We start from the raw sequence: 22,220 nt of genomic DNA on the forward strand, positions 1-22,220 counted from the left end.
AGTCTCATAGCAATCAAGAAATAACCTTGATTACAGCAATCTTACACGCGGCACTTCTTGCCGTATGTAGTGCGCTCCTTCAATTCCTCGCCAGTGTTCCATATATCGCTTATGCTTCGCTAAGGCCACGTCCCCGGCCACGCTGAAGGCATAGGCCGCAGTGCGTTCCGCATAGCGTTGCCAATCACGGCCTTCCTTTTTCTCTCTGATAGTAGGGGCGCATTGGCACAGGGCTTCGGTCACGGCCTGCTGGCTATGGCCTATAGCCCGCAGACGCAAAGCGATCATGGCATCTACACGCGAAAAATCTTCCACGGTGAGATGCTGGCGGATATTTTCATAGTGCGCGTAGTAGGCTGTTACGGTATCAGTGCTATGTGGAAACGTGGGGACAACGCGCGGATGCTGCCGCCTGCGGGCTTCCATCGCTGCATATTCACGCTCAATCTGTCTGGCCAATTCTTGCGCTTTTGAGCATTCGCATTTTTCAGCCTTGAGCAGTTTAACCCTGGGGAAGGAGCCATCTTCGCGCCGGTGTTTGGGCTTGAAGTTGCCGAAGCCTGGCGCTCTGTGCGGGTGGATGCAGCCGGACAGTTTTTTGTCACCGTACAAACGGTTGAGACGCTCGGTAATTCGGTTGCCCACATCTTTATTATGGGGACTTTGCAATTTCGGAATGGTGAGTACACATTGATAATTTTGTGGTGAGCTTTCCAGCACCACCGCAGGCCGGAAACCATCCGCATAGAATTTTTCCAAGCTCTCCCGCGTCATGTCGTCTATGAGAATATGATGCCGACTTTCTGAAAGAGGCGTGTAGTAAATGTTCTCACCACGCTGCTGAAGCCGAAGCATGGCGGGCAGGTGCATGATCAGCTCTTCCAGCGAAAAACCTCTGCTCGCGCCGTCTTTTTTATCCAGAATGAACGTTTTTTTATCGCCGTCCGGCTCCATGCGAATGCAGGTTACACGCACGCGATCCGCATTTATGGCGGTAATATACTGCCGGAACAACGCCTCTTCTATTGTCGAAGCTGGCTTGTTCGGCTGCTGTACCGGTGACTCTGTGCGTAAATTTTCGATGTGCAAGCGATGTCTCCAGCGGTCAGCCTGTGCATGCAGACCGCGTCCTCGCAGCCAGCTCTCAAAGCGCGTTTTACCTTTTGGGGGATGCTGTCTGCGTCCCACTTGCTGCCGTACATGCTGCCGGAGCTGGCCCAGCTCGTCACGCTGGTGCATTTTTAGTCGATGCCGTTCGGCGTTGAGCACGGATAATCCGAGCCTTCCCAGACCACTCAAGATGAGCTTTCGCTCGGCGCTCTGACGGGCTTTGAGGGCGTCAATTTGGCGCTGTTTATTGATTGCGGGTTGTTCCGAAATGTGTTCCGAACAGGCAGTCTGATACGCCTGCCATTCTTCCAAGTTGACCACACTCACAGGTTCCGGCTGTATTTTTTCACAAGGTGGCGCGGCTTCGGCAGGTACAAAATCCCCCAGTTTTTTGCACAATTTTTTCATGCTGAAATTCCGATCCACTGACGATGCCTTGACCGCAATGTCTCCCACAAAAATGATAGCGCCTGAACCTTTCTGCTCAAAACGCAACCCTTTTTCAGTCAATTTTTGATGCAATTCTGTCCATGACATGGCATTTTTGATGATGGCATACCCTCGCTCTTGGGCAATACGCTGTGCGGATTTTTCGCCGCTGGCCTGTTCCACAGCCAAGGCTTCCTGTCGGGGCTGAACGCGCTTTGGCCTCCGGTTGCGAGCCAATTCACCATTTTCCAGCACGGTATAACGGGGATTTTGTTCGCTGGCCCATCCTTGCTTTTGTTCCACCACTGCCACAATTTTGTGTGCTTCTTCGATGTCAAAGCCCTTGTGAGGCTGTGCCACTTTCAATGTCAGCGGGTGCATTCGGTTGACGGCAATATGGACATGATAATTTTCCGTGTTGCAGTGCAGACCATACACGGTCTGGTGCTCGTTCAGCCCCATGCGCTCCAGAAATACGTCCACCAGCTCATCCACCTGGGCGCGTGTTGGCTGCTCGTTTTCCTGCCATGAAAATATCCAATGGCTCACCGGCATGTTGCTGTGGATGCTCTCCTCAGCAAGCGCGATCATTTCCACTTTTTGCCCAGTGTATGTGGTGGTAAAGAAGTTCCGGCTTCCGGCATGGGCGATTTTTTCCTGCGCGTTGGTGTTGTGCGGATAGCGGATGTAGTCCACCAGATCGCCAATTTGCCAGACCTTGGGCTTGTCTGTATTGGTGTACTTTACCTTCTTCACAATCACGACTTTTCGCTCCCCAATCTTTCGATGGCGCGGCTCAAAATTCGCAAGGTTTCCTCCTGTTGCTCGAGGAGTTCACGACTGGCCCCGGCTTCGCGTAGCGTCTCAAAATGATGTTTGAGCAGGCCCCCAATACGGCGCAATTCACGGATTGTGTTCATGTCCGTTTGTGCCACCACGGGCCTGCCGCCGAAGCCGCGCCGCCTGAGACATTCGGAAACAGAAAGCCCGGCCACGCTGGCTTGTTCCTCAATCTGTTTTGCCTCGCCTTCCGACACCCAGAGGGTGTACCGTTTGTGGAATTTACGCTCCAGCTTTGCCATGCCTTTTCCCCTTTCTTTTGTTTAAAGCGCGTGAGAAGCCTGCGCCGAATGCGCTGCCTTTAGGAGTCCAGAGGGCGTGAGCCCTTTGGCAGGATAGTAGTTGGCGTCAGACAACTACCATCCTGCCACGAAGAACCCGGTACGGGGAGTAGCCTATTGATAGGGATTGAATATTTGTGTTATACTGCCAGAAAATTCCCCAAATGGAGGCAACACCAATGGCAGTGAAGACAAAAATTCCGATGGAAAAGATTATGGCGGTCAAAAAAAAGCTCCAGAAGCTCCCCGTAAAAGAGACGGGGAAAACCCGTGAGGAAGCTCTGGAGATGCTGGCGGAAGATTTTCAGGAAGCTTTGAAGAAGGGCTATTCCGTGAAGGAAATACGCGAGATTTTAAGCGCGGAAGGCGTTACGCTGGCGTTGAAAAAAATCTCAGGAAAAATATTTCAGCGCCAGTGATTTTTTTATTTATGAAACAGAAGTGCTCCTCAAAAATCGAACAGATGGATATTCAATCAGACGGGAAAAATACATATATCCAAGCAAAAAAATTCTCCTAGGTTTTTAAGACCAGAGTGCCCTGGCTGCTTTTTTCAGTGACAAGGCGGGGCTAAACTTAATGGAGCTTAGCGAGGGCGGTTTGGCAATTTAAAATCGTATTACATAGAATCAAAACACATTGGTTGCGTTTCCCACTACAGGAGTTCATTCATTCTCTTTTGGAAATAGCTTGGGTATTTCTTTATTATCGCCCTAGCTCCGTCCTGATCTTTTTTCAGAGCCTTCACGAGATCCTTCTTCTGTGTCGCATCCAGGCTCAAGGATGATGCAAGGTCCTGAGCAATGACGCGGTCCGAAAAGCCAAGTTCGTAAAGGGCAATGGTGGTTTCGGTCGGCAGACCATATTTCAGGCGTTTTTGAAAAAGCTGCAAACGATTGAGCAGGTCTCCAGTGCCATCTTGGTCGATGGTTTCAATGAATTCACACACAGCGCCTACAACAAGCGCTCCGTCATAAGCGAGCGCCCCTTCGCAGACATCGACGACATGATCAATTTTGAACTCCCTCCGGCGGGTACCCCATATCATCTTGGCTTTTCGCTTACGGATAATTTTCAGGAGTTCGCTGAAGGGTTTTCCACTGATCCACCCATGCGCGGTTTCTTTTAGCATCTCCGGCTTATCGAACTTGGTGAATACGCCACTGTTGATATGCCGAATAAGTAATGGCCATGTAAGATCGAGTGCGTCAGTTTCATCAACAATCGAAAGCAGACTGTCGGCGTTGGTTTGGACCCATCCCTCGATGGCTTGGGCATCTTGAATGCCGTAAAGCGTCCGGCCATAGATTTTACGGCGAGCCGGATCTGTGATGTTTGCAGAGATATTCCCAGCGAGAAGCTGAAACAACGCGCGGAGATACTCCTTTTTCTGATCATCAGCCAGGAAGAAAGCTAGCGTTCCATCGGCCAGGCTGGTCACATCAGCTTCCGAAAGACCATCTTCAGATTCATCCCAATGAGATAGCAGAAAGCTCTCGACTGCACAGATTAAGCTGATTCTCCAGGCGATTTGCCGCTCGACACCGTCTCGAGAGAAACCTTTGTCTCCATGTCGTGCGGCTATCCTCGCAGCCAGATCGGCAATTTGATCAGGCGCGTCGATATAGGCATTGGCAAAATCCAGTGCCTCCATGGTGATGGTGTATTTTTCGTCATCGCTCTTAATGGGATCGAAGATCGATAGAAGATTGCTGATACATGGCTCAGAATTGCGCGGTTCCAGAAGCTCTTTCACCTGGTCCCAGCGCCATTTGTCGTTTCGGGCCTTCCGCTTGTCAAAGATCACCGGATCGGCAAACAGGATACTACCTTCGGTATGCATCCCGGCTCGGCCCGCTCGGCCAATGAGATTATGGAAATCACGAACCTTTATGCGCTTCGTGCCCTGGTAGATACTGGTCACGATGAGGTATCGAATTGGAAGATTTACGCCCTGCGCCAAAGTGGATGTACAAACAACAAATCGTACAAGGTCGTCACGCATGGCATGCTCCACCGCCAGTCGAATACCATGCGGTGTATTGCCATGATGGGAAAAAATTCCTTGTGCTGCACTCTTGGACGCTGGGGCGCCAGCGCCAAGATTTTTGACATGCAAATGTGTCAGCCGCGCAACTTCCTGGGCGTCTGAAAAATCTGACGGCAGGGCTAGGGGTGCGCCACGCTCAATAATGTCGACGGCCTTCTCGCAGACGCTGGCCGCTGTGGACTTTTTTCCGCAGAAAACAGCGATACTGCCATTCGGAACCAATTTCAGACCGAGGTAAAGTGCGATAGCCTGCCCGTCCGTCTTTTCAGGGAAAAAACGGTCAGTCCTTTCCCGCTTCTTCTTTCCGAGATTAAATCTTTCAATCACCCTCGGAACGAAAAACTCACCTTGTTCGGCGTCACGGCTGTCGACGTACTCGATCCTTCCCAATTGATCAAGCCAGCTCGCGAACCCGACCGACCTGAAAGTCGGAATCAGGGTAGTTCCTTCGACGACATTGGGCTCACCGTTCAGCCATTCTCCAACAGCCTCGGCGTTGCTGATGACCGCTGAAATTAACACCTTCTGGGTTCCTTCGGGAATCATGGAGCGCAGCGATGTCAGGAGCAGCTCGTATGTGATGCCCCGTGTGCCACTGTCGAATTGGTGGCCTTCATCAAAGACCAGCAGGCCAACGTGGGCAGCCAGTTCTGGAGTGTGCCGAAGGACGTAAAGCAGCTTCTCGGGGGTTACGACCAGGATTTGTTGGTGCTCCACGAGTTCGGCAATCTCGAAGTCGGTCTGTAGGGCATCGGATAACTCATCCACCTTGATGGGTTCGTTGTGGAATGCCTCGACGAGACTGTTCTTGATCTCATGGCACAGAGCCCTAAACGGGGCGATGATGATGGCGAGTGACACTCGCTCAGCCAGGAACGCGCTTCGAAGGATCAGCTCCGTTGCCTTCGTTTTACCCGCGCTGGTGGGCATTTGAACGATGGCAGACTCGCCTTTGAGAACATTCGCCTGGCCTAAAAGGTGTTGTGCAGGCCAGAGTTCCTTGATGAACGAATCCTTTTGCAGCGCGTGGAGCCATTTGTCTCGGGGTAGTCCAGAGTATGATGGCAAGGCCTTCCATGTGGAGTTTTCCAGCTTTTTCCTCAGAACGGCCGCGATCACATCACCAAACAGAAGCTGCCTGGGCGTACCGAATTCATAGACGGCGTTCCGCAGCTTCGTGGTCAAATCGAGAAGATTTTTTTCGCCATTCCCATCCTTAAAAAACTGGAGAAGCCAATTTGAAATCCCATCAATAAATCCGCCGAATGGCCCCTCAGATCCATCAAAAGAGGCTCCCAGATTGGCCTGCAGCAACCAGAGTAACAAGTTTTCCAAACCATTGCCACCCAAATCCCTGCAGTCGCCATCGATACGTTTCGCCAATACCGAAGCGCTACCAGGAAGATCGCAAAGGTAATAGGAGGCGGAGCCTAGAAGTACGAGGTATGGATCAAGTATTTCGTTCAGCTTTGACTGGAGATAGGAGTCGAAAAAGCGAGCGGAAAACAGCAGACTGGTTCTCATCTCCGAGAGGGAATCGGGATCTGGCTCGTTCCGGTTGATAGCAGCGGCAAGGTCGCCCAGCAAAGCAATCGAGATAGTGAACAGTTTGGCCGGATCTTGGGTGATTTTGATGTGATAGTCTCGAGGGACGCTGTACTCAAGCATCTTGGACTTTGCCCGTGTGACGCCCAGCAGGAGTTGAGATTTCTGTTCAGGCCTCATCTGCAGCCCTCCTGTAGAGTTCGTGGACGAGTGCCATCATGCTGGGTCCCTTGATAACCAAGAGAACAAGACTATCGCCATTAGGATGAGGGAAAATTTCCTGTGATGTTGAAGAATTGGTGATTTTGCGGCAGTCTGCCGAAGCCAATTCTTCGGCGTCGAAACATTCGTCTGAAATGATAGCTGCAGCACCATAGATCTCCTTGTAGGGAATATCTACAGGACTTTGAAATCTCTCGATCCTTTGAGCCTGTTCGATTTCCTTTTTTTCAAAGAGCTTTTGCTTGATGAAGTTCAGCGATTCATCGATTCGAATATGATCTTTGGCAGAGTCGTTAATTGCATCTTGCAGGCGATTGATCTTAGAGCCGGAGAATTTTGTCTTTGCCTCAAAGACAACTAACACGTCCTTGGTGGAGACTTCACCGTCTTTTTTGTGAAATCTGAATCCAATGACATCGCTACCCTTGGGGGATTCATCTCGAACAACCTTTGATGACCATCGTATTCTAGGTACCCAGTAACCGAGAATCCATTGCAGATAATCGGAAACTAGAATTTCTCCAAAATCTCCAGCTCTGATTCCAGGACCAAGTTTGGATGTTCTGCAAGGGAACTTGATATTGGTCAGATAATCCGATCGCGGACGTTTGCCTCGGAGGAAATCAATTTCGGTATCCAGGCAGTAATGATTCCGGAAGTGCTTAGCCCAGGCCGAGAGCACTGCCTCGTCATTCTTATGATGGAACTCCCAGACCTCGACCTCCTTGCCGTCGGCGGTCTTCATTCGTTCGCCGGTGTCGACTAGCCATTTAGTATGTTCCGAAGTCCAAGGCATTTACGTTCCCTCCCTGGTTAGTTGCCCTTTAATCTCAACAACTCATCGTCCAGTCCATAGCGAACCACGTCGATCCGGTCGCTACGCAGGGATACAGAGTCACCGGTCATCACGGGGAGCTGGAATGGGAAAAATGCCGGGTTGTTTAGGAGCAGCCCCAATGTACCCTTGGCCTCCGGGGTGGCTAGGATAGCGGATTCGAACATCAGGACGGCTAGGTTTGGCTCAGTAATGCTCATCGGAACAGCTTTTTCATAGCAGCCTTTGGCCTGGGAATCCTTTAGGACTTCCCAGGCGACAAAGGAACGGATGACGAACCGGGCATAGCGGCTGACGGTTTGCCGGTCGCCATACTGTTCCTTTAGGCGGTTGATGATCTGCGTCTGGCTAACTTGGTGCTGTAAGGCCAGCAGGCGGCCGGTCTGCCGGGCCACATTGAACCAGAATGGATAGACCGCCGAGATCATCCCCCAGTGGACCGCCAAGGCCATGGATGGATTTTCCCTCAGAAACGCCAGTGAAGCATCTCGAAATGGAATCAACTCAGAGTCAGGAGAGCCCCAGATTTTCATCAGATTGTTGACGACAAATGTCCGGGTCTGATCGCTTCGTTCACCTTCGGAACCATTGCCTTTTCTGTCCACGAGGAATTCATGCAACTCTTGACGGATGGTTTTGGCATCAAGTCCTGCCAGCAGCAGACTAGCTGTCTTCTGCATCCATTCGAAGCGGATCGCCTGCTTGATGCCGATGGTTTCATGTCGTTTACCCATCACCGCGTTCTCCTTTCAAACTTCACTAAAGGCACGATGACTTCTTCGATTGCTACACCTCCGTGACCTACAATGACCTCTCCCGGATTCACGAATGCGTCACGGCCACTGGCCACTAAGGGAAAATAATTTGCGGGCAATCCGACCGGCTGCCAATTGTAGGCAAACGGGAAGTATTCAGCCACCTGATCGCGGAGTTCCGGCGTTGGATAGACACGAACCCGTTCGCCGCGAGTTTCGGCAATCACACCTTCAGACGGACGCCCTTTGCCTTCGCATTGAATATTGCCGTGATCGGCCGTCAGCCAGATCTCATAGCCGTAATCCAGCAGTTGGCCAACCATTGCGGAAAGAAATCCTGCATGGCACCACTGCTTGATCTGGTTGTGCATCCCAGCCGATCCCAGTTGCATGCCGTGCATGATTTTGTCTATCTTGTCCACAACCAGCCCAACCACCTTGGTCTTCCCGAGGTGGATTACTGAATTAAGGACGCCCCTAGCATCCCCGTCGCCAAGGCCGCGTTGGTAGGCAACATCGAGTCTGGACAGGCCATGGTCATCCCAGAACTGCCTCCAGAGTTTTTCTTCGCTGTTGGTCGAGTTAATGGATGACGGAAAATAGAGCGGTGGCTTACCCGAAAAGATTGATTGCCGTGATACCGAGGTCAGTGTCGGAATCCAGGCGAAGGTCGCGGATTCGCGCATGACCAGATCGGCATCCTGCTTTTGTAGAAGCTGGCGGATGGTCACCCATTGATCCAAGGCCAGGCCGTCAACGACAATCAACGCAGCCCGGCTGCAACCGGAGTCCTCGATACCCCGAGCCAAGCAGCGTGGCACATGGTGGAGCATGGCCGGATTGGTCGGTGGCAAGTTGATTAGGCTGGAGTAGTGGTCCGTCAGCCAACCGGCGAAGGTCGAGTTCAGTGCATCACCGATTTTCCTGAGCCGGACCTGATATTCGGTGCTGTTGCCGCAATACACCAGCGAAGAGAGTTCTGCCCATTTCAGTGCAAAGGCGACCCAGTCCGAATAACGTGCTTCCGCTGTAGGCAGATTTTTTTCGATTATGTCAAACATACGGGAAATCCGCAGTGCTTCATTGTCCGTGCCGGAGGTGGTGATGCCGTTACGAATCCAAGACCCGGCATCCACTTCAATATCTGTGGCCTCGACGGGAGTGAGTTTCCCCTCCAGAAACAGGTTGTCGATGTAGACCTTGATGTCCGGATGGTCGAATGGCAGACAGTCAGGTCCGGGATACTTGAGGCCGTATTCCGACGAATCTTCCTGGAGCTGATTGACGCTACCGAGCCTTGATAGAAAAAACGGCCAGCGTTCCTGCAAAAAGGCGAAGAAGGCCTCATCATCTGGAACAATCTCGGAAAGCGGCCATGCATTGAAAACATCATGAGTTTTGAGAACCTGGATGAGCCGCTCAGCCAACATCAGCGGAATTTGGAGTTTGCCGTAGTGCAGACGAAGCAATGCTCGAAGTAGCTCCACCTCGCTGGCGATTAGTTCTGCTGCAATACCGAACACATGACGGAGAATAAAATCCTTGGTGGCGTTGTCACCCATACGATCTGGCGACGACTTGCACCGGGCCTCGAATAGTGCGTCCAGCAGGCTCCGGTCGATCTGTTCAATGACCGGGTAGCTCAGATTGGGGAAGATATCCCCCAGGTTGAATGACAGCTTCCGGCCAGCCTGGAGCAGATCGTATGGCAGGGACTCCATCTTCGCATCCTGCAAGCGGAGAACCACCACCAGATCGGTGTGTTCGTCCCGGTCCCAGATTGAACGGTACTTGGACTCATAGGCGTATCTGAATTCGATAGGGTCACTGAATTCGATCAGATCGAAGCCGCGCCCGCGTAATTCGAGCGCCATCTTCTCCTCGGTCAGCAAACAATCTGGATCGGCGACTAGAGTCAGCTTGCTGACGTTCGGTACAAAATTATTCAGGATAGAGTCTCGCCAACTACTCATTGAGCGCTTCCCTTAATAATCCGCAGCATCAGCAACGGCCGGATTTCCGGCACGATCTGCCTTGCTGATTGCAGTTCGCTCCGCCACTCGGATTCGTCCGCATCGCAACTGGACAATCTGAATTGCCGCACCTCTGGTAATCCAACCCGCTCGATGGCCTTGCGGCGCGAGGCAAAGGAAACGATGCCGCGTTCCTCCTCGCGAGCCACAGAGGCGAGATGCGCCTGCTGTAATGCATCGAACATATCCTGTCCGGCATGTTCGGCCGCTTCCTGCAACCGTTCATAGACGATGATGGAGTCGTTCTGGCCGATGGTGGTCTGCACCTGAACTTCCGCTGTCTGTAGCATATCCCAGATATGTCGGGCCGTGGGTAGGAACAGTTTGCCTTCCTCGCTCAGAAACACACTGACATATCCCCGCCGCACCATGGGAATGTGCAGGAGTTGTGTCTTCTGGTACATTCCGGCCTGAAGGCGGATTTCAAAAAGACCCCAGAGCCCGGAGATGCTAGCTGGCAATCCGCCTACGCTTACGCAAGGCAAAGGTTGGCCAGCCGCGATTTGCGGCAGGTTCAGGGCCAGTCCTCGAACACGGTTGTTTTCAAGATTGAGCAGAGTTGCGTTGGTTAGACGATCCGCTTCCCGGGCATTGAACACAGCCTTGCGATACTCTTGGCCGTCCGGCCAATTCAGCTCCCACCAGGAGCGCTTGCGGCTGGCCGCGCCGCCATGAGAATTAAGATAGCCCACCGTCATCCGTTCCACCCAATGGGGTAGAGGATGGGAGCGTAGCCGCTCAGCCGCCTGCACATCCGGTTCGTCTGAAATTCCATAGATGGCGGAGGTCTCACGCACCTGCTGAATCTCATTGCGAAGCCGAGCTACCGTGTGATTCACAGACGTTTCAATGCCGTCAGGATTAAGGATTGCCGAGGCGAACATATCCTCGAACATCTCACCGGCCTGAGTGGAGTCGAGCACATCGCCAGTCTTGTCAATGCCGAACTCGTTGAATATTACCGCAAGCTTCTGCTCCAGCACTTCGCGGACGCGGAACTCGACCGAGTCTTTAAATACGAAGTTGATTGCCCGTACAGTCTTGGGTTGGCCAATACGATCCACACGGCCGATTCGCTGTTCCAGCCGCATCGGGTTCCAAGGGAGGTCGTAGTTGATAATGACGTGGGCGAACTGCAAATTCAGACCTTCACCACCTGCATCGGTGGAGACCAGCACGCGGTGCGATTTGCAAAAGGCATCCTGAGCCTGCTTGCGTTCCTCCATATCCATGGAGCCGTTCAGAGTGACGACCGAGATGCCACGGGCTTCCAGAAACCCTTTCAGCATTTGCTGGGTTGGCACGAACTCGGTAAAAATTAACACCTTAAGGTCCGGCTCGTCTTCCTCGGCCTGTAGCTCATAAATCCAATCGATCAGCGCCTCGGCCTTGGCATCCGGTCCACCCTGTTCGCAGCGAACCGCTGCATCGAGCAGGGTCTCTACTTGGCTGCCTTCACACTGTAGAGCCGACACATGGGATTTCAGCAGCTCATCGAGCAGCTCCTGACCGTCCATGTCGTAGAGTTCGGCCATTTCAGCGTCTAAACTTTCCGATTCCTCCTCGCTGTTTTCCAGCTCCGCCATGCGCAGGCTGGCCTGCTGTTCGCCCTCCTTGAGTGCCGCGAGCCGACGCTCCAAGGTGGTACGGATAGCCCGCGTACTGGAGACAACCAGACGCTGCATCAGAATCATCAAAAAGCCGATGTGACGCTTCTTCTCGCGCAGGGCCTGGTTGTAGCCCTCACGCACATAGTCGGTCACCGCTTCATAGAGAAGCTGCTGCAGGTGATGACGGCTTTCCCAAGCCACCGGGACCATTTGTGTCCGCCGAGGTTTAAAGAGCGGCTTGCCATCGGCATCAATGGCCTTGCGCTTTTCGGTGCGAATAACATACTGGGCCACCCGCTCGCGGGAGACACTGTCCAAGTCTGGGAAGGCGTCGGCATCCAGCAGATTCATCAGGCGATGAAAGGCATCGGTCTTGCCTTGGTGAGGAGTAGCCGAAAGGAGCAGCACATAGGGTGCGGCCTCCGCCAACCCCTTGCCGAGTTTGTAACGGGCGACCTGATTAGTGCTGCCACCCAGGCGATGCGCTTCATCCACCACTACCAGGTCCCAACCGGCGGTAATCAGATCCTCGAACCGGCTGCGGTTGTAGTCGGCAACGCGCTCGGCGGTCCAACCTCGCCGCTTATCCATAGGCTTGACTGAATCCAAAGAGACGATGACCTGATCGAACATCGACCAGGCTGAGTTGCGCTGATCCACCCCTGGAGCCAGGCGCTGCAGAGTGCCGATATCTTCGCCTAGCACAAGCTGGAATTGCTCGTTGAAGTGGGTCTGCATTTCCGCCACCCACTGGGTAGCAATGCCTTTAGGAGAGACGACCAGAATTCGCCGAACCAGCCCGCGCAACTTGAGTTCGCGCATAACCAAACCGGCCTCGATAGTCTTACCAAGGCCTACCTCGTCGGCCAACAGATAGCGCACACGGTCGCCGGAGATGGCTCGGGATAATGCGTGGATCTGGTGCGGTAGCGGAATCACGTTGGACTCCATGGGAGCCAACAATACATGGCCGTCGGTGGTGCTGGCGGAACCTTCCAGTACTTCGGCCACCTTGGCTGCGGCTGCCACATAGGCTATGCGCTCGGCCTCGATCCCTGGCTGTAGGTCGGCGCTCATTGGACGCAAGACGGAGCGAGGCACGCGCACCACCGCGTCCTGGTTTGGCAACCAGATGCGGCACACAGTCTGCCCCCACAAGGTCTGTTCTTCGATGACCTTACAGGGGCTGTTATGGACGGTGCTGTATTGCCAAAGCGGTCGATTCATCAAATGACCCTTTTTGCGATCTCAGTAAACCAGCTTTTGATCTCGTCATATCCGTTTCGCTCTTTCAAGCGATCTAGGGTCATACAATTTGCGGCATCTTCGTTAAGCCAATATTTAATCGAACGCCTCTGGATTTTCCCTTGACCATTCAACTGTGTTTTGATTTCCGTTTCAACATCGCAGTCGTCTGAAAGCGTAAAGGTGAACTTAACGTCAACAACAGGTTGCAATGCTTCACGTATTGCATCGATGTGGAGGTAATTTTCCATCTCCCGTTTTCTAGTCAGGAACCCAATGGACCCGTCTTTTCTGGCGTTTACCGTATCTCTATCGTCCTGATATTTGTATTTCCCATTTTTCAGCTCATCACGGTCATAAATGTGGACCTCTGGAAGCCCTATATTTTTTAAGTAATGCTGATTTACCCATTCCTTCAAAGTACTTCCGCCCAAGACGACCAGAGCCACTCTTGTGTCTGTAAACATATCAATAACGGAGTCGTCTTCAGCCCGGAGAAGGTCACCAATATGGCGCAAAAATTGCAGGTCATGCGGGCCTTCTACACACACCAAAACCTTTGCCCGATTGTCAGGAATAATTCCCAGATCAGCGACCACTGTCTTGATTACATCATCAGCAGCAGCGATACAGACTTCTCTGCCATTGAGGTCGTGGGGACATACATATCGGACGGAATTGGTTGGTAATAATGACGCCAAAGCAGGGACGTGCGTGGTAAGCATAACTTGGCAGCCGTCGGTTTCGGCGATAGCCTGCAATGCTTCGATGACCTTTCGCTGGTTGTCTGGATGCTGCGCAGTCTCCGGTTCTTCCACTGCGTAAATAATATTTCCTTTTTTGCGCTCTTCCCTAAGACGTTCCGCTTCAGCACGGAAAAAACTGAAGAGAACCAATCTCCGGACACCGCTGCCCCTCTTGTTGATTGGTATTTCATCGTCTCCTGTTAGAGATAGTTTGAAAAGGCTGTCCCATTTTGGATCGGATTTGAAATTCGGGTTGAGCTGTGATGAAAGCGTATTATCGAAATCAGCAAGCTTTGTAATGGTACGATTGGCTACAGCCAGCGTGCGTGCTTTGACCTTTTCCTTCACCGCGTCCAGTTCAGCTTGCACTTCTTCTATTGCCTGTTTTATGGCGACCTTGAGGGGATCCTGGACTTCTGAGTCTTCATCGGTTGACGGTCGGTCTGCTCGAAAAAGGGCATATTCAGGCAGATATTTGGAGAGCTGTTCCCAGATGGCTTTAGCATCTTCTTTATCCAGTTGGATTTCGGAAGGACACAATTTCAAATCGCTTGCGCTTCCCCAAATAGCCTTTCTGAGGGCTACATTAGAGCGTTTATCGACGCCGGCATCTATATTCGCTTCCTCTCCGATTTTCTTCAACTCAGCGTTCTTTTTTGATAACAGACCATTGAAACCGTTGGCTGTTGGATGGTTGGCAATTGCAAATACTTTTGGCTTCTTTAGCGTTCCATCCGCAAACTCGTAGACTTTATGGATCTCAAGCATATCATCGCCATTCAGAAGGTATTCGCCTGCAAGTGTTGTGACGGAAGACGCGTCAATGGTGATAGACTCAGGAAAATCCGAAAAAACGCAGCCGATTCTTAATTCTCCATTTCTCCCGGCATGAACACATATATCTGAAGAGTCGATTTTTCCCAATGGATGGTCGAAAAATGCGGCCAAGGCATCAAAGATGGAAGACTTTCCGGCATCATTTTTCCCAATAAACGCCGTGAGCTGGTCTATCTGAATTTGATGCTGATTCTTGTAGCCACGAAAATTTTTGAGGATGATTTGCCTAAGAAACATTATTCCCCTCCCCTTCGTGTTACTGCCTGGTCGTACCACATGAGCAGCTTGGGATCTTCTTCCAAGACGTTGTTGGGGATTTTGTCGGCCACGGCAACGATAACGGCGTAGTCGTGTTCCTGCCAGGCTTTCTTGAAGCCAGCGCGGACAGCCTCCAGACGAAATACCTTGAGTTTCTTTTTGGCCTCTTTATATTCCTGAAACTCCCTGAGTAGTGCCTTCTCGCGCAGCTTCTCCAGGTCGCCCGCTTTGCGGGGATCGGGCACATACCAGCGGTCTTTGGCTTTGTCTACCAGCGCCAGGTCATCCTTGGGCAGGTTACGCAGTTCTTTCCAGTTGGTGGAAAGGTAAGCGTGGATCTGTTCAGGAACGGAGTCTTTGCCGTCGTAGCAGAGAAAATTCTGGTTCAGCAGTTCGCGCAGATCGAGCTGGGCTTCGTTCTTATTCCAACCGCCCAGTTGCTGCATGAACTGGGGATTGATATCTGCAAATGTTTGAGGTTTTGCCTTCAAAAGCAGACGCAGCCAGTCGATGGCTGAGGCTTCATCTTTGACGAACAGAGACGCCTGTTCCATGGTTCCGTCAAAGAGAAGCTTTTTGCGGTCGTATTCCGCCACCTGGTCCGCTAAAAAATACATACCATCCCGCTCTGCAAAACGCTGTACAAGACCTGACTGAAAATCTTGGCTGGAAATGGGCACCATATAGCCCTTGCGGACGTAGTATGCTACCAGTTGGTCAAAGAGAATGCGCGGGTCACGTTCTGGAACGACTTGGAGCTGTTTGTCGTGAATTTTGACCACCGGCAAATACTTCAAGTGCGTGCGAACAAAGTCCCATACGCCTTCTTCGGTTTGCGCTTCTCCGCTGAAGCGTTCCTCAAAGCCACCATTGGGTTTGTAGGCCGAGATGACGAGGTCTTGTTTAACGGATGTCGGATTTGTTACTGCATTAAAACTGCCTTGTCTTTTGTCTAATGCTGCAACGTTGGCCACAATAAAGCCTGCGTCCGTTAGCGCGGTTTGAATGCTGTTCCATACAGCGGACTGGGTATTGGAAAATTCCACAGTCATCCAGCGTCCAGGTTTGAGAAGTCGATAGGCTTCTCTGAAACAGATTGTCATCAGTTGGCGGTATTGTGTAGGCCCTTTACCCTGCGTTTTATTTTCTATGGCTTCGGTTTTGTTGTTGGTAATTACCTTGAGCCATGATTCCCAGAGAACATTAAGTTCAGAGTAATTCAGGTTGGCACCAAATGGTGGATCAAAGAAAAAATAATCCAGAGAATTGTCGGGCATAAGCATCTTCTCTGAAGATGACGTAAAAACAATCTGCCTAGTTTTTTTATCTCTTTTACTCAAGTATGATGAGACATCTTTGATCCTGTATCCGATCATTGCGATCAGGCAGTACTCAATTTGGTTTGAAGGTATATAAAGAGTACCGGCAAGTACGCCAGCAGTTTTGGATAGATTAGTATTAAGGCGGCTGATTGCTATTTTGTGCATTTTGCTTGCTCGCGGGAGTTGGTCTCCCACAAGGCAAAGCAACTGACTTTCCATATCCGATCTGGAAAGTATGTGGCGAAGCGTTGCGAGTACCCATAAATTCCGCTTCGTATAAAAATGATGTACATGCGTAATCCCAATTCGAATAGGTTCACCTGTTTTTACACCTTTAGGAAGTTCGTCAGTCGGGAACCAATACGGAATTTCCATCGCTTCGATTTTCTGGATTAAGGCAATATCATCGGCATCGGGTACTTTTTCAAAGCGTTTGTTTTTGCCGGTGTTCTTGTTAAACACAGAATAATTGATAAGCACAGGGACTTGTTTGGCCTGTCGGATAGTTTGCTTGATGGCGCTATCATATTTGGCTACCCAAGCGCGTTCCATACCGCGTTTGGTCAGCGCCGCACCACAGTGCGGACAAGGAAAAGTGTCACGGACTTCGCCGGCCACGCTGTCCACAGCGGCATCCCAAAACACAAGTTCTCGTGAGCATTCCGGGCAAACGAATACATCAGACCATACGGTATAATTGATAGTTCCAATTTTTTTGACAGTTTTGGCAATGCCATTGACAGTTTTTGTTTCATAGTGTGCAGTCTGGTACATCCAACCGCATTCGGCTTCGACTTCCTTTAAGATGCGTTTTGCTTCGTGTTCAAATGCCTTTACGTCCACGGGGGTATTGTAGTTATACGCAATGAACGTCGCCGCTGGCGATAGATCATTAAGCACGGCCCGCCGTGCACCCAGTTTGGAAAAGCGTTTCCAAACTGGTTTGCCAGTATCATCCGTTTCTTCACGCAAAATGCTGCCGTCCGGCATTACCTGATAACCAAGCGACATGACGGTATCTCGGTCGCCACACATCTGCGCCGCTACACCGGTCATACCTGTTCCACAGAAGCCGTCGAACACAATATCCCCCGGTTCTGTGTAATGGAGGATATAACGCATGATGGCTTTGTGCGGTACCTTGGTGTGATAGGAGTGCGCATTATAAATGGGGTCATTCTTGCCTTCAGATACATCCGCAGCAAAAGGCTCACGGGCATATTTCCAGCCTTCGGGCTTGGCAGGCTTTTGTGCTTCCCACTCAGCAATAAAATCAGCAATCCAGGGATTGGGGCAGGCGCAATAATACGGCGGATCGCTTAGATTGAGGATGTCCTCATCGTTGCCGATAGGAAAACCCTCGATTTTGCGAAATTCTGGATCTTTAAGTTTTTCGCGCAACAGTGCGGTGAAATGTTCCCGTCGTGCCGCGTCGGACGGAAATGTTTGACCAAGACAGGTTACAGGGAGAGAGGGAACAACATATTCTTTTTCCACAAGACTTCCTCCCGTCATACTGGCAACGTATTCCTGCTGCAGCAATGCCCCCTGCCTGTTCTGCATGTCCGTCATATAAGTTTTCCTTAATTTTTCTATAGTGAAACACGATACCGTGATGTTATTCTATCACAATGCGAACTTTCGCCGGGTCATTGCCCTTGGTGCGCTGCTCAATATATTCCTCAAAACGCTTCTTCATCTCCGCCGGAGTAGCAGGGCCGTCATCCACTTGCAGTGCCCGTTGTAGATCCTGCGCTTTGACGGTGACCTTGACCAGACCGGAGAGCACTTCCTTCAGCGCGTGGACAAAGTTGCTGTCCAGAGGCACGGGCAGTTCCTTGGATTTGATGAAGGCTTCCAGCGGTTCGCGGTCATCGACCTTCAGCAATTCCATGTTGGCCTTGGTGATCGGGTCCTCCAGATTGTTAAGAATGGTGGAGGTCCAGCCTGCTACCATGGCGTCAAGCTGGGCGTCCATCTGCTCAATCATCTGAAAGCCTGCCACCGCACTGGTTTCCACCGAAGGACGGAATCCGCAATGCGGGCAGATGGGCGAGGCATCAAGGTTTTGCTCGGTCAGGGCAAAGCAACTCTTCAGCCCGGCCAGCCGGTTCTGATAATCGGTGAGCTGCTGCCGGGGCATCAGGTCGATACCGGCCAGCTTGAGTAAAGTTTGCAGCCGCTGATCGTTGAGCAGACTCGCCTTACGCTTGTCGTCGTTTACCCCCAGCCGGGCCTTGGTGTGCAGGCCAATGTAGACGACGGTGTAATCCTTCTTTAACTTTTGCAGCTTGGCTCCGATGCTCTGAGACTGGTTAGCCAGCTCGGTCAGGTCGGCCTGTTTGAGGGCATCCATTACGTCCTGCCGGGTGGTTTTCATGCGATCCACCCATTCATGGTTGGCAGGCAGTACCGCCTCGGCGGTGGAGAGCCATGACGCCGTCGGGCTGTGACCCATGCTAAACTCGCGCAAGGCATCCAGTTTGTCCAGCACCTTTACGGCATTTTCGTGGGCCAGCACTTCGGGTGCGCTGTAGCGGAAATTTTTTAGTTTACCCGGTGAAGAGTATGCTTGGAGGGATTCAAAGAAGTCCTTGGCTTCGTCCAGTCCACTGGCCTGACTGGCCAGGTCGGTGCCCGCAAGCAAATCTAGCCCCCAGAAACAAAGCCCTTCGCGCAGGGTTTGCTGGGTCATGACGATGCGCTTGACGATCTTGCCCACCGCCTGCTGCAGGTTCTGCACTGGCTCATCCTTGCCTTGGGTGACAAGCTGAGCCATGCCCGGCGTCATGCCGAGCAGTTCGAACAGGGCCTTCATCGCGGGTAGATTCCAATCCTTGGGTTGCTCCAAATGTTTAAAGCAGGTCAACTCGTCCATACCGGTTGCGGCCAATTGCGGCAAGCCGGTGGCGTCGAATTTCTTGCCTGGGATGGCGAGCACGATGTCGCCGGAGTAGACCAACGTCGCCACCAGCACGATCACCCATTCGGGTTCCAGACGTGAGCCGCCCAGGTTCATGTATTCCAGCCCGTGGTCATCCTGAATGAGCTCGCTGCGGTTGACTACCTGCCCGTGCCCCTTGGACTTGACGGCATCAAGGATAAATGTAGTGTACTTCGATTTGTAGGGGGTAATCTTCTCGCCGTCGAGCAGCTCCAGGGCGTCCAGCACGGCGGTGGCCTGCTTGGTACGGTTTGGCCCGGCGATGGCCCGCAGAGCGTCCTGCGCAGCCTGTGCGCGGTTGTTGCCGGTGATCAAGACCGAGAAAAATGGATAGTCCGGGGCCTGGTTCTCGAAGTTCGGAGCCAAGCAGACACCGGCGATAGTGTTGACCAGGTCGCGGAAGTTGATGGTCTCGTGGGGCGACAGGCCGGACAGATCACGGATGGATTTGCCCTTGGCCCATTCGGTCATCGACTTGGTGCGTCCCTGATATGTGACCTCGAAGGCATCCCTCATGTGCATCTGCAGCCACTGAACCAACTTTTTCAAAAAACCATTGGCCTTTGATTCATAGGTGCCCTTGGCATGGCCCGAGGATGTGGCTGCAAGATCCAGAGCTGCCGCGTAGCTCTTCAGTGTGGTCTGAAATTCCTCATCAGTGCCTTTCAGGCGGAAAAAGACCTCGTCGTTGACCTTGTCGTCCTTGAAGCGCGGCGGATCGTTGGGCTGAATAAAATAGAGGTAAAAGTCCCGCTGCGGCACAGCAGTGGAGCGCTCGTTGGGGGCGCCGAAAAAGAGGTAGCCTGTACGAGAAACCTTATGCTCTTGCCAGATCAGTTCGTGCTGCCAGATCTTGTAGCCGGTGACGTAGGTGGCGTCCTGGCATTCCATGACCCGCTTGAGTGCCTCGTAATAGAAGCGGTCGAGTTGAGCCTGGCCCAGGCTTTCAGCCCGTTTGTCGATTAGTGCGTCGAAATCGTCGGTCTTCTTCAGGTCGAGATAGTACTGGTGGTTGTCGGCGTTGAAGGAGATGAACTGGCCGCTGACCGTTTTATGTATCTCACGCAGAACCGTTTCCACATAGGTCTGGAGATCCTTGTCGGGCTCGTCGCTGCCCATCTCGGCGATCAGCGGATCGAACAGGCAGAGGCGATCTCGCAGTTCCTCGGCAGACGCGCCCATAGGGGCATAGATGTCGCCGGTGGTGAGACGGTGAACGGACAGCGCATGGATCAGCCGCAACGCCATTGGCTTGTACTGCTTGCGGGTAATGGCATTTTCAATCCGGGATTCCAGCACTTGGCTGCAATCGATGACCTCCCGGATTTCGGGAATGGCGCGGAAGGAGGCGTTCTGCTTGAGCGTGTTCCAGTAGCTGTCGAAGGCGATCAGGCCGGGTTCGTCCTGCGGTACGTCCTTGCCGAGAATGCCTTTCATGCCCATGGACAGGGTCTTGAGTATCTCGCGCTTTTCCACCACGGTGACCCGTTCGAAGGTGTCGATGTAATCGGGATGTACCGGGAAGAGCCGAACGAACTCGTCCATGCGCTCGTTGAGACCGCCGTAGTATTTGGCAAAAGGCATCAGGTAGTCGCGGATTTTGGCCTGTTGCTCGGCAGTCTTCTTGAGCAGGCGCTCGGCTACGACGAACTTCACGTCGCTGCGAGCAATGAGGATTTGCTCAAAGCGGTCCTTCACGCGGCGGATGCTGTCGGCGACAAAGGCAAAACGCTGGCTGTCGAAAATGGCTTCCTGAATACCGGCCATGAAACGAAAGCGCAGATCCTTACAGACCTCGCCAATCTCACGGAGGAAGTTCAGATCAAGAATCAGTTCTTGGTCCTTGCGAGTGCGTAGGTAGTCGAGCAGTTCGTCGACCACCAGTAGTAGGCCCTGTTCTGGATAGACCTCGGCGAACTTGGTCATCATGTCTTCGAAGGCTCGTTTATGACTTGTAATGGTCCCAGCTTCGGGGAACACATAGGCCACACCGAGCTTTTCGAGATGCTCTTCCAATTCGGCCACCAGGATGTCGCGTAGAGACATAGTGGTGGCACCGATTTCAGTACGGATGACCTTGAACCGACCGGCAATCTGAGTGGCTGCATTGCGAACACCGATGTGGTTCAGCCCCTCCAGCAGGGAGGCGTCTGCGGCAAGACTGGAGACCACCGACATCAAGTGCGACTTACCTGTGCCGTAGTTCCCGACGACCAGCAATCCTTTGTTGTCGACCGGCTGGTCGAACTGCATCTGAGGAATGACAAGCTGAATGAGCCGGTCGGCCATTTCTTCGGAAATGACATAGGTGTTCACGAGTGTATGCGCGGCGTTCGATTTGTCCGCGTCACGCAACTGAACGACCGACTCAATCGGGTCGAACTGAATAAGGTCTCCGTATTTCATGCTTGTCCTGCCTTAAAATTTTTTGTTCTATTTCGATAAATATCTTACCTGTTTATGTCTATAATTAACGCATCGACATTTTCATATAATTTAAATTCGTGATGCCACGATTCAGCATATAAAAGTTTATTTTTCAAAAATGTACCATTCCATGAAGATAAAACAATGCGATTTCTAGAAATTGATTGAAGAAGCCTTAATGGATCTTGCATAAGAGTATTATCAAAAAGAACTTCAATATTATCTAAAATTGCAGGAGATTTTTTAGATGAGCACATTCCATCTAGCATTGAAGGTAATCGCAATATTCTTTGCTTTGAAGTTAATTCCAAAAGCTTACTAGAGATTGTCAAATTAATATTTATTACTGATACGCCTAATTCTTTGGCTATTTTATAAAGAATAGTACTTTTACCTGTTCCAGATTGTCCAACAAGAAGTATCAATCGGTAATATAAGCTTTCAGCAGAACATAACGATTTCTTTACATCAGTGTAAATCTGCTCAAGCATAGTTACCCTTCATCCAAGACATCTTGTTTGTCTATTTTTTCAACAGCCTCACCTGCCTTCACCCATTCGTCAACCTCGCCTTTTTTGAACTTCCAAAAACGACCCATACGGTGGGCAGGCATTGAGCGTGTGCTGATCCAGCGGTAAACAGTGTCACTGCTAACGCCTAGATACTCACCAATTTCGCTTACAGACAACCAGCGATCTTTTATTTCAGGCATTTAGGAGGCTCCTCTTGGG

General features: G+C 51.7%; 13 protein-coding genes. 1 reads left to right on the top strand and 12 read right to left on the bottom strand.

From position 1 onward, the window contains the following. Positions 1 to 30: 30 nt before the first annotated feature. Complete coding sequence (locus HMPREF0178_RS16520) at positions 31 to 2,301, bottom strand: DNA-primase RepB domain-containing protein (RefSeq protein ID WP_009368935.1); 2,271 nt, start codon at positions 2,299 to 2,301, stop codon at positions 31 to 33. Then, positions 2,298 to 2,621: a hypothetical protein gene (locus tag HMPREF0178_RS16525; protein ID WP_009368936.1), complete on the bottom strand. Its 324-nt coding sequence runs from the start codon at positions 2,619 to 2,621 to the stop codon at positions 2,298 to 2,300. The genes HMPREF0178_RS16520 and HMPREF0178_RS16525 overlap by 4 nt, the downstream gene beginning before the upstream one ends. A 176-nt stretch (positions 2,622 to 2,797) precedes the next feature. Between HMPREF0178_RS16525 and HMPREF0178_RS16530 the strand changes: the two genes are divergently transcribed. Next, entirely contained in the window at positions 2,798 to 3,079 is a 282-nt protein-coding gene (locus HMPREF0178_RS16530) for a hypothetical protein (RefSeq protein ID WP_157134964.1), read from the top strand. Positions 3,080 to 3,315: 236 nt separating this feature from the next. Here the strand turns inward: HMPREF0178_RS16530 and HMPREF0178_RS16535 are convergent, their stop codons facing one another. From HMPREF0178_RS16535 to HMPREF0178_RS16575, 10 genes are read right to left on the bottom strand one after another with little or no spacing between them, the layout of a single operon-like run. Then, positions 3,316 to 6,435: a DEAD/DEAH box helicase gene (locus HMPREF0178_RS16535; protein WP_009368938.1), complete on the bottom strand. Its 3,120-nt coding sequence runs from the start codon at positions 6,433 to 6,435 to the stop codon at positions 3,316 to 3,318. Continuing rightward, on the bottom strand, positions 6,425 to 7,273 hold the full coding sequence (locus HMPREF0178_RS16540; RefSeq protein ID WP_009368939.1) for a Hachiman antiphage defense system protein HamA: 849 nt from the start codon (positions 7,271 to 7,273) through the stop codon (positions 6,425 to 6,427). Before HMPREF0178_RS16540 ends, HMPREF0178_RS16535 begins: the two co-directional genes overlap by 11 nt. 17 nt (positions 7,274 to 7,290) lie before the next feature. After that, positions 7,291 to 8,046 (bottom strand): hypothetical protein, encoded by a 756-nt coding sequence (locus HMPREF0178_RS16545; RefSeq protein ID WP_009368940.1) that lies wholly within the window; start codon positions 8,044 to 8,046, stop codon positions 7,291 to 7,293. Continuing rightward, the gene (gene pglZ / locus HMPREF0178_RS16550; protein WP_009368941.1) at positions 8,046 to 10,040 is read right to left on the bottom strand and encodes a BREX-3 system phosphatase PglZ; all 1,995 of its coding nucleotides are present in this window, start codon (positions 10,038 to 10,040) and stop codon (positions 8,046 to 8,048) included. Before pglZ ends, HMPREF0178_RS16545 begins: the two co-directional genes overlap by 1 nt. After that, complete coding sequence (locus tag HMPREF0178_RS16555) at positions 10,037 to 12,937, bottom strand: DEAD/DEAH box helicase (RefSeq protein WP_009368942.1); 2,901 nt, start codon at positions 12,935 to 12,937, stop codon at positions 10,037 to 10,039. Before HMPREF0178_RS16555 ends, pglZ begins: the two co-directional genes overlap by 4 nt. Continuing rightward, positions 12,937 to 14,775, bottom strand: coding sequence for an ATP-binding protein (locus HMPREF0178_RS16560; protein ID WP_009368943.1), 1,839 nt, complete (start codon positions 14,773 to 14,775; stop codon positions 12,937 to 12,939). Before HMPREF0178_RS16560 ends, HMPREF0178_RS16555 begins: the two co-directional genes overlap by 1 nt. Continuing rightward, the gene (locus HMPREF0178_RS16565) at positions 14,775 to 17,690 is read right to left on the bottom strand and encodes a DNA methyltransferase (RefSeq protein WP_009368944.1); all 2,916 of its coding nucleotides are present in this window, start codon (positions 17,688 to 17,690) and stop codon (positions 14,775 to 14,777) included. Before HMPREF0178_RS16565 ends, HMPREF0178_RS16560 begins: the two co-directional genes overlap by 1 nt. A gap of 46 nt (positions 17,691 to 17,736) precedes the next feature. Then, on the bottom strand, positions 17,737 to 21,468 hold the full coding sequence (locus HMPREF0178_RS16570; RefSeq protein ID WP_009368945.1) for a DUF6079 family protein: 3,732 nt from the start codon (positions 21,466 to 21,468) through the stop codon (positions 17,737 to 17,739). A 44-nt stretch (positions 21,469 to 21,512) separates the two neighbouring features. Further along, positions 21,513 to 21,980 (bottom strand): BREX-3 system P-loop-containing protein BrxF, encoded by a 468-nt coding sequence (brxF, locus tag HMPREF0178_RS21165; protein WP_083832537.1) that lies wholly within the window; start codon positions 21,978 to 21,980, stop codon positions 21,513 to 21,515. Positions 21,981 to 21,982: 2 nt separating this feature from the next. Next, positions 21,983 to 22,201, bottom strand: coding sequence for a helix-turn-helix domain-containing protein (locus tag HMPREF0178_RS16575; protein ID WP_009368946.1), 219 nt, complete (start codon positions 22,199 to 22,201; stop codon positions 21,983 to 21,985). Positions 22,202 to 22,220 lie beyond the last annotated feature (19 nt).

Source organism: Bilophila sp. 4_1_30 (genome assembly GCF_000224655.1).
GTDB classification, from domain to species: Bacteria; Desulfobacterota; Desulfovibrionia; order Desulfovibrionales; family Desulfovibrionaceae; genus Bilophila; species Bilophila wadsworthia.

Coding starts and splice junctions, on each gene's coding strand:
- HMPREF0178_RS16565 (WP_009368944.1), bottom strand. CDS start 17,690: ATGACGGACATGCAGAACAGGCAGGGGGCATTGCTGCAGCAGGAATAC.
- HMPREF0178_RS16560 (WP_009368943.1), bottom strand. CDS start 14,775: ATGTTTCTTAGGCAAATCATCCTCAAAAATTTTCGTGGCTACAAGAAT.
- HMPREF0178_RS16525 (WP_009368936.1), bottom strand. CDS start 2,621: ATGGCAAAGCTGGAGCGTAAATTCCACAAACGGTACACCCTCTGGGTG.
- HMPREF0178_RS16575 (WP_009368946.1), bottom strand. CDS start 22,201: ATGCCTGAAATAAAAGATCGCTGGTTGTCTGTAAGCGAAATTGGTGAG.
- HMPREF0178_RS16535 (WP_009368938.1), bottom strand. CDS start 6,435: ATGAGGCCTGAACAGAAATCTCAACTCCTGCTGGGCGTCACACGGGCA.
- pglZ (WP_009368941.1), bottom strand. CDS start 10,040: ATGAGTAGTTGGCGAGACTCTATCCTGAATAATTTTGTACCGAACGTC.
- HMPREF0178_RS16540 (WP_009368939.1), bottom strand. CDS start 7,273: ATGCCTTGGACTTCGGAACATACTAAATGGCTAGTCGACACCGGCGAA.
- HMPREF0178_RS16570 (WP_009368945.1), bottom strand. CDS start 21,468: ATGAAATACGGAGACCTTATTCAGTTCGACCCGATTGAGTCGGTCGTT.
- HMPREF0178_RS16555 (WP_009368942.1), bottom strand. CDS start 12,937: ATGAATCGACCGCTTTGGCAATACAGCACCGTCCATAACAGCCCCTGT.
- brxF (WP_083832537.1), bottom strand. CDS start 21,980: ATGCTTGAGCAGATTTACACTGATGTAAAGAAATCGTTATGTTCTGCT.
- HMPREF0178_RS16545 (WP_009368940.1), bottom strand. CDS start 8,046: ATGGGTAAACGACATGAAACCATCGGCATCAAGCAGGCGATCCGCTTC.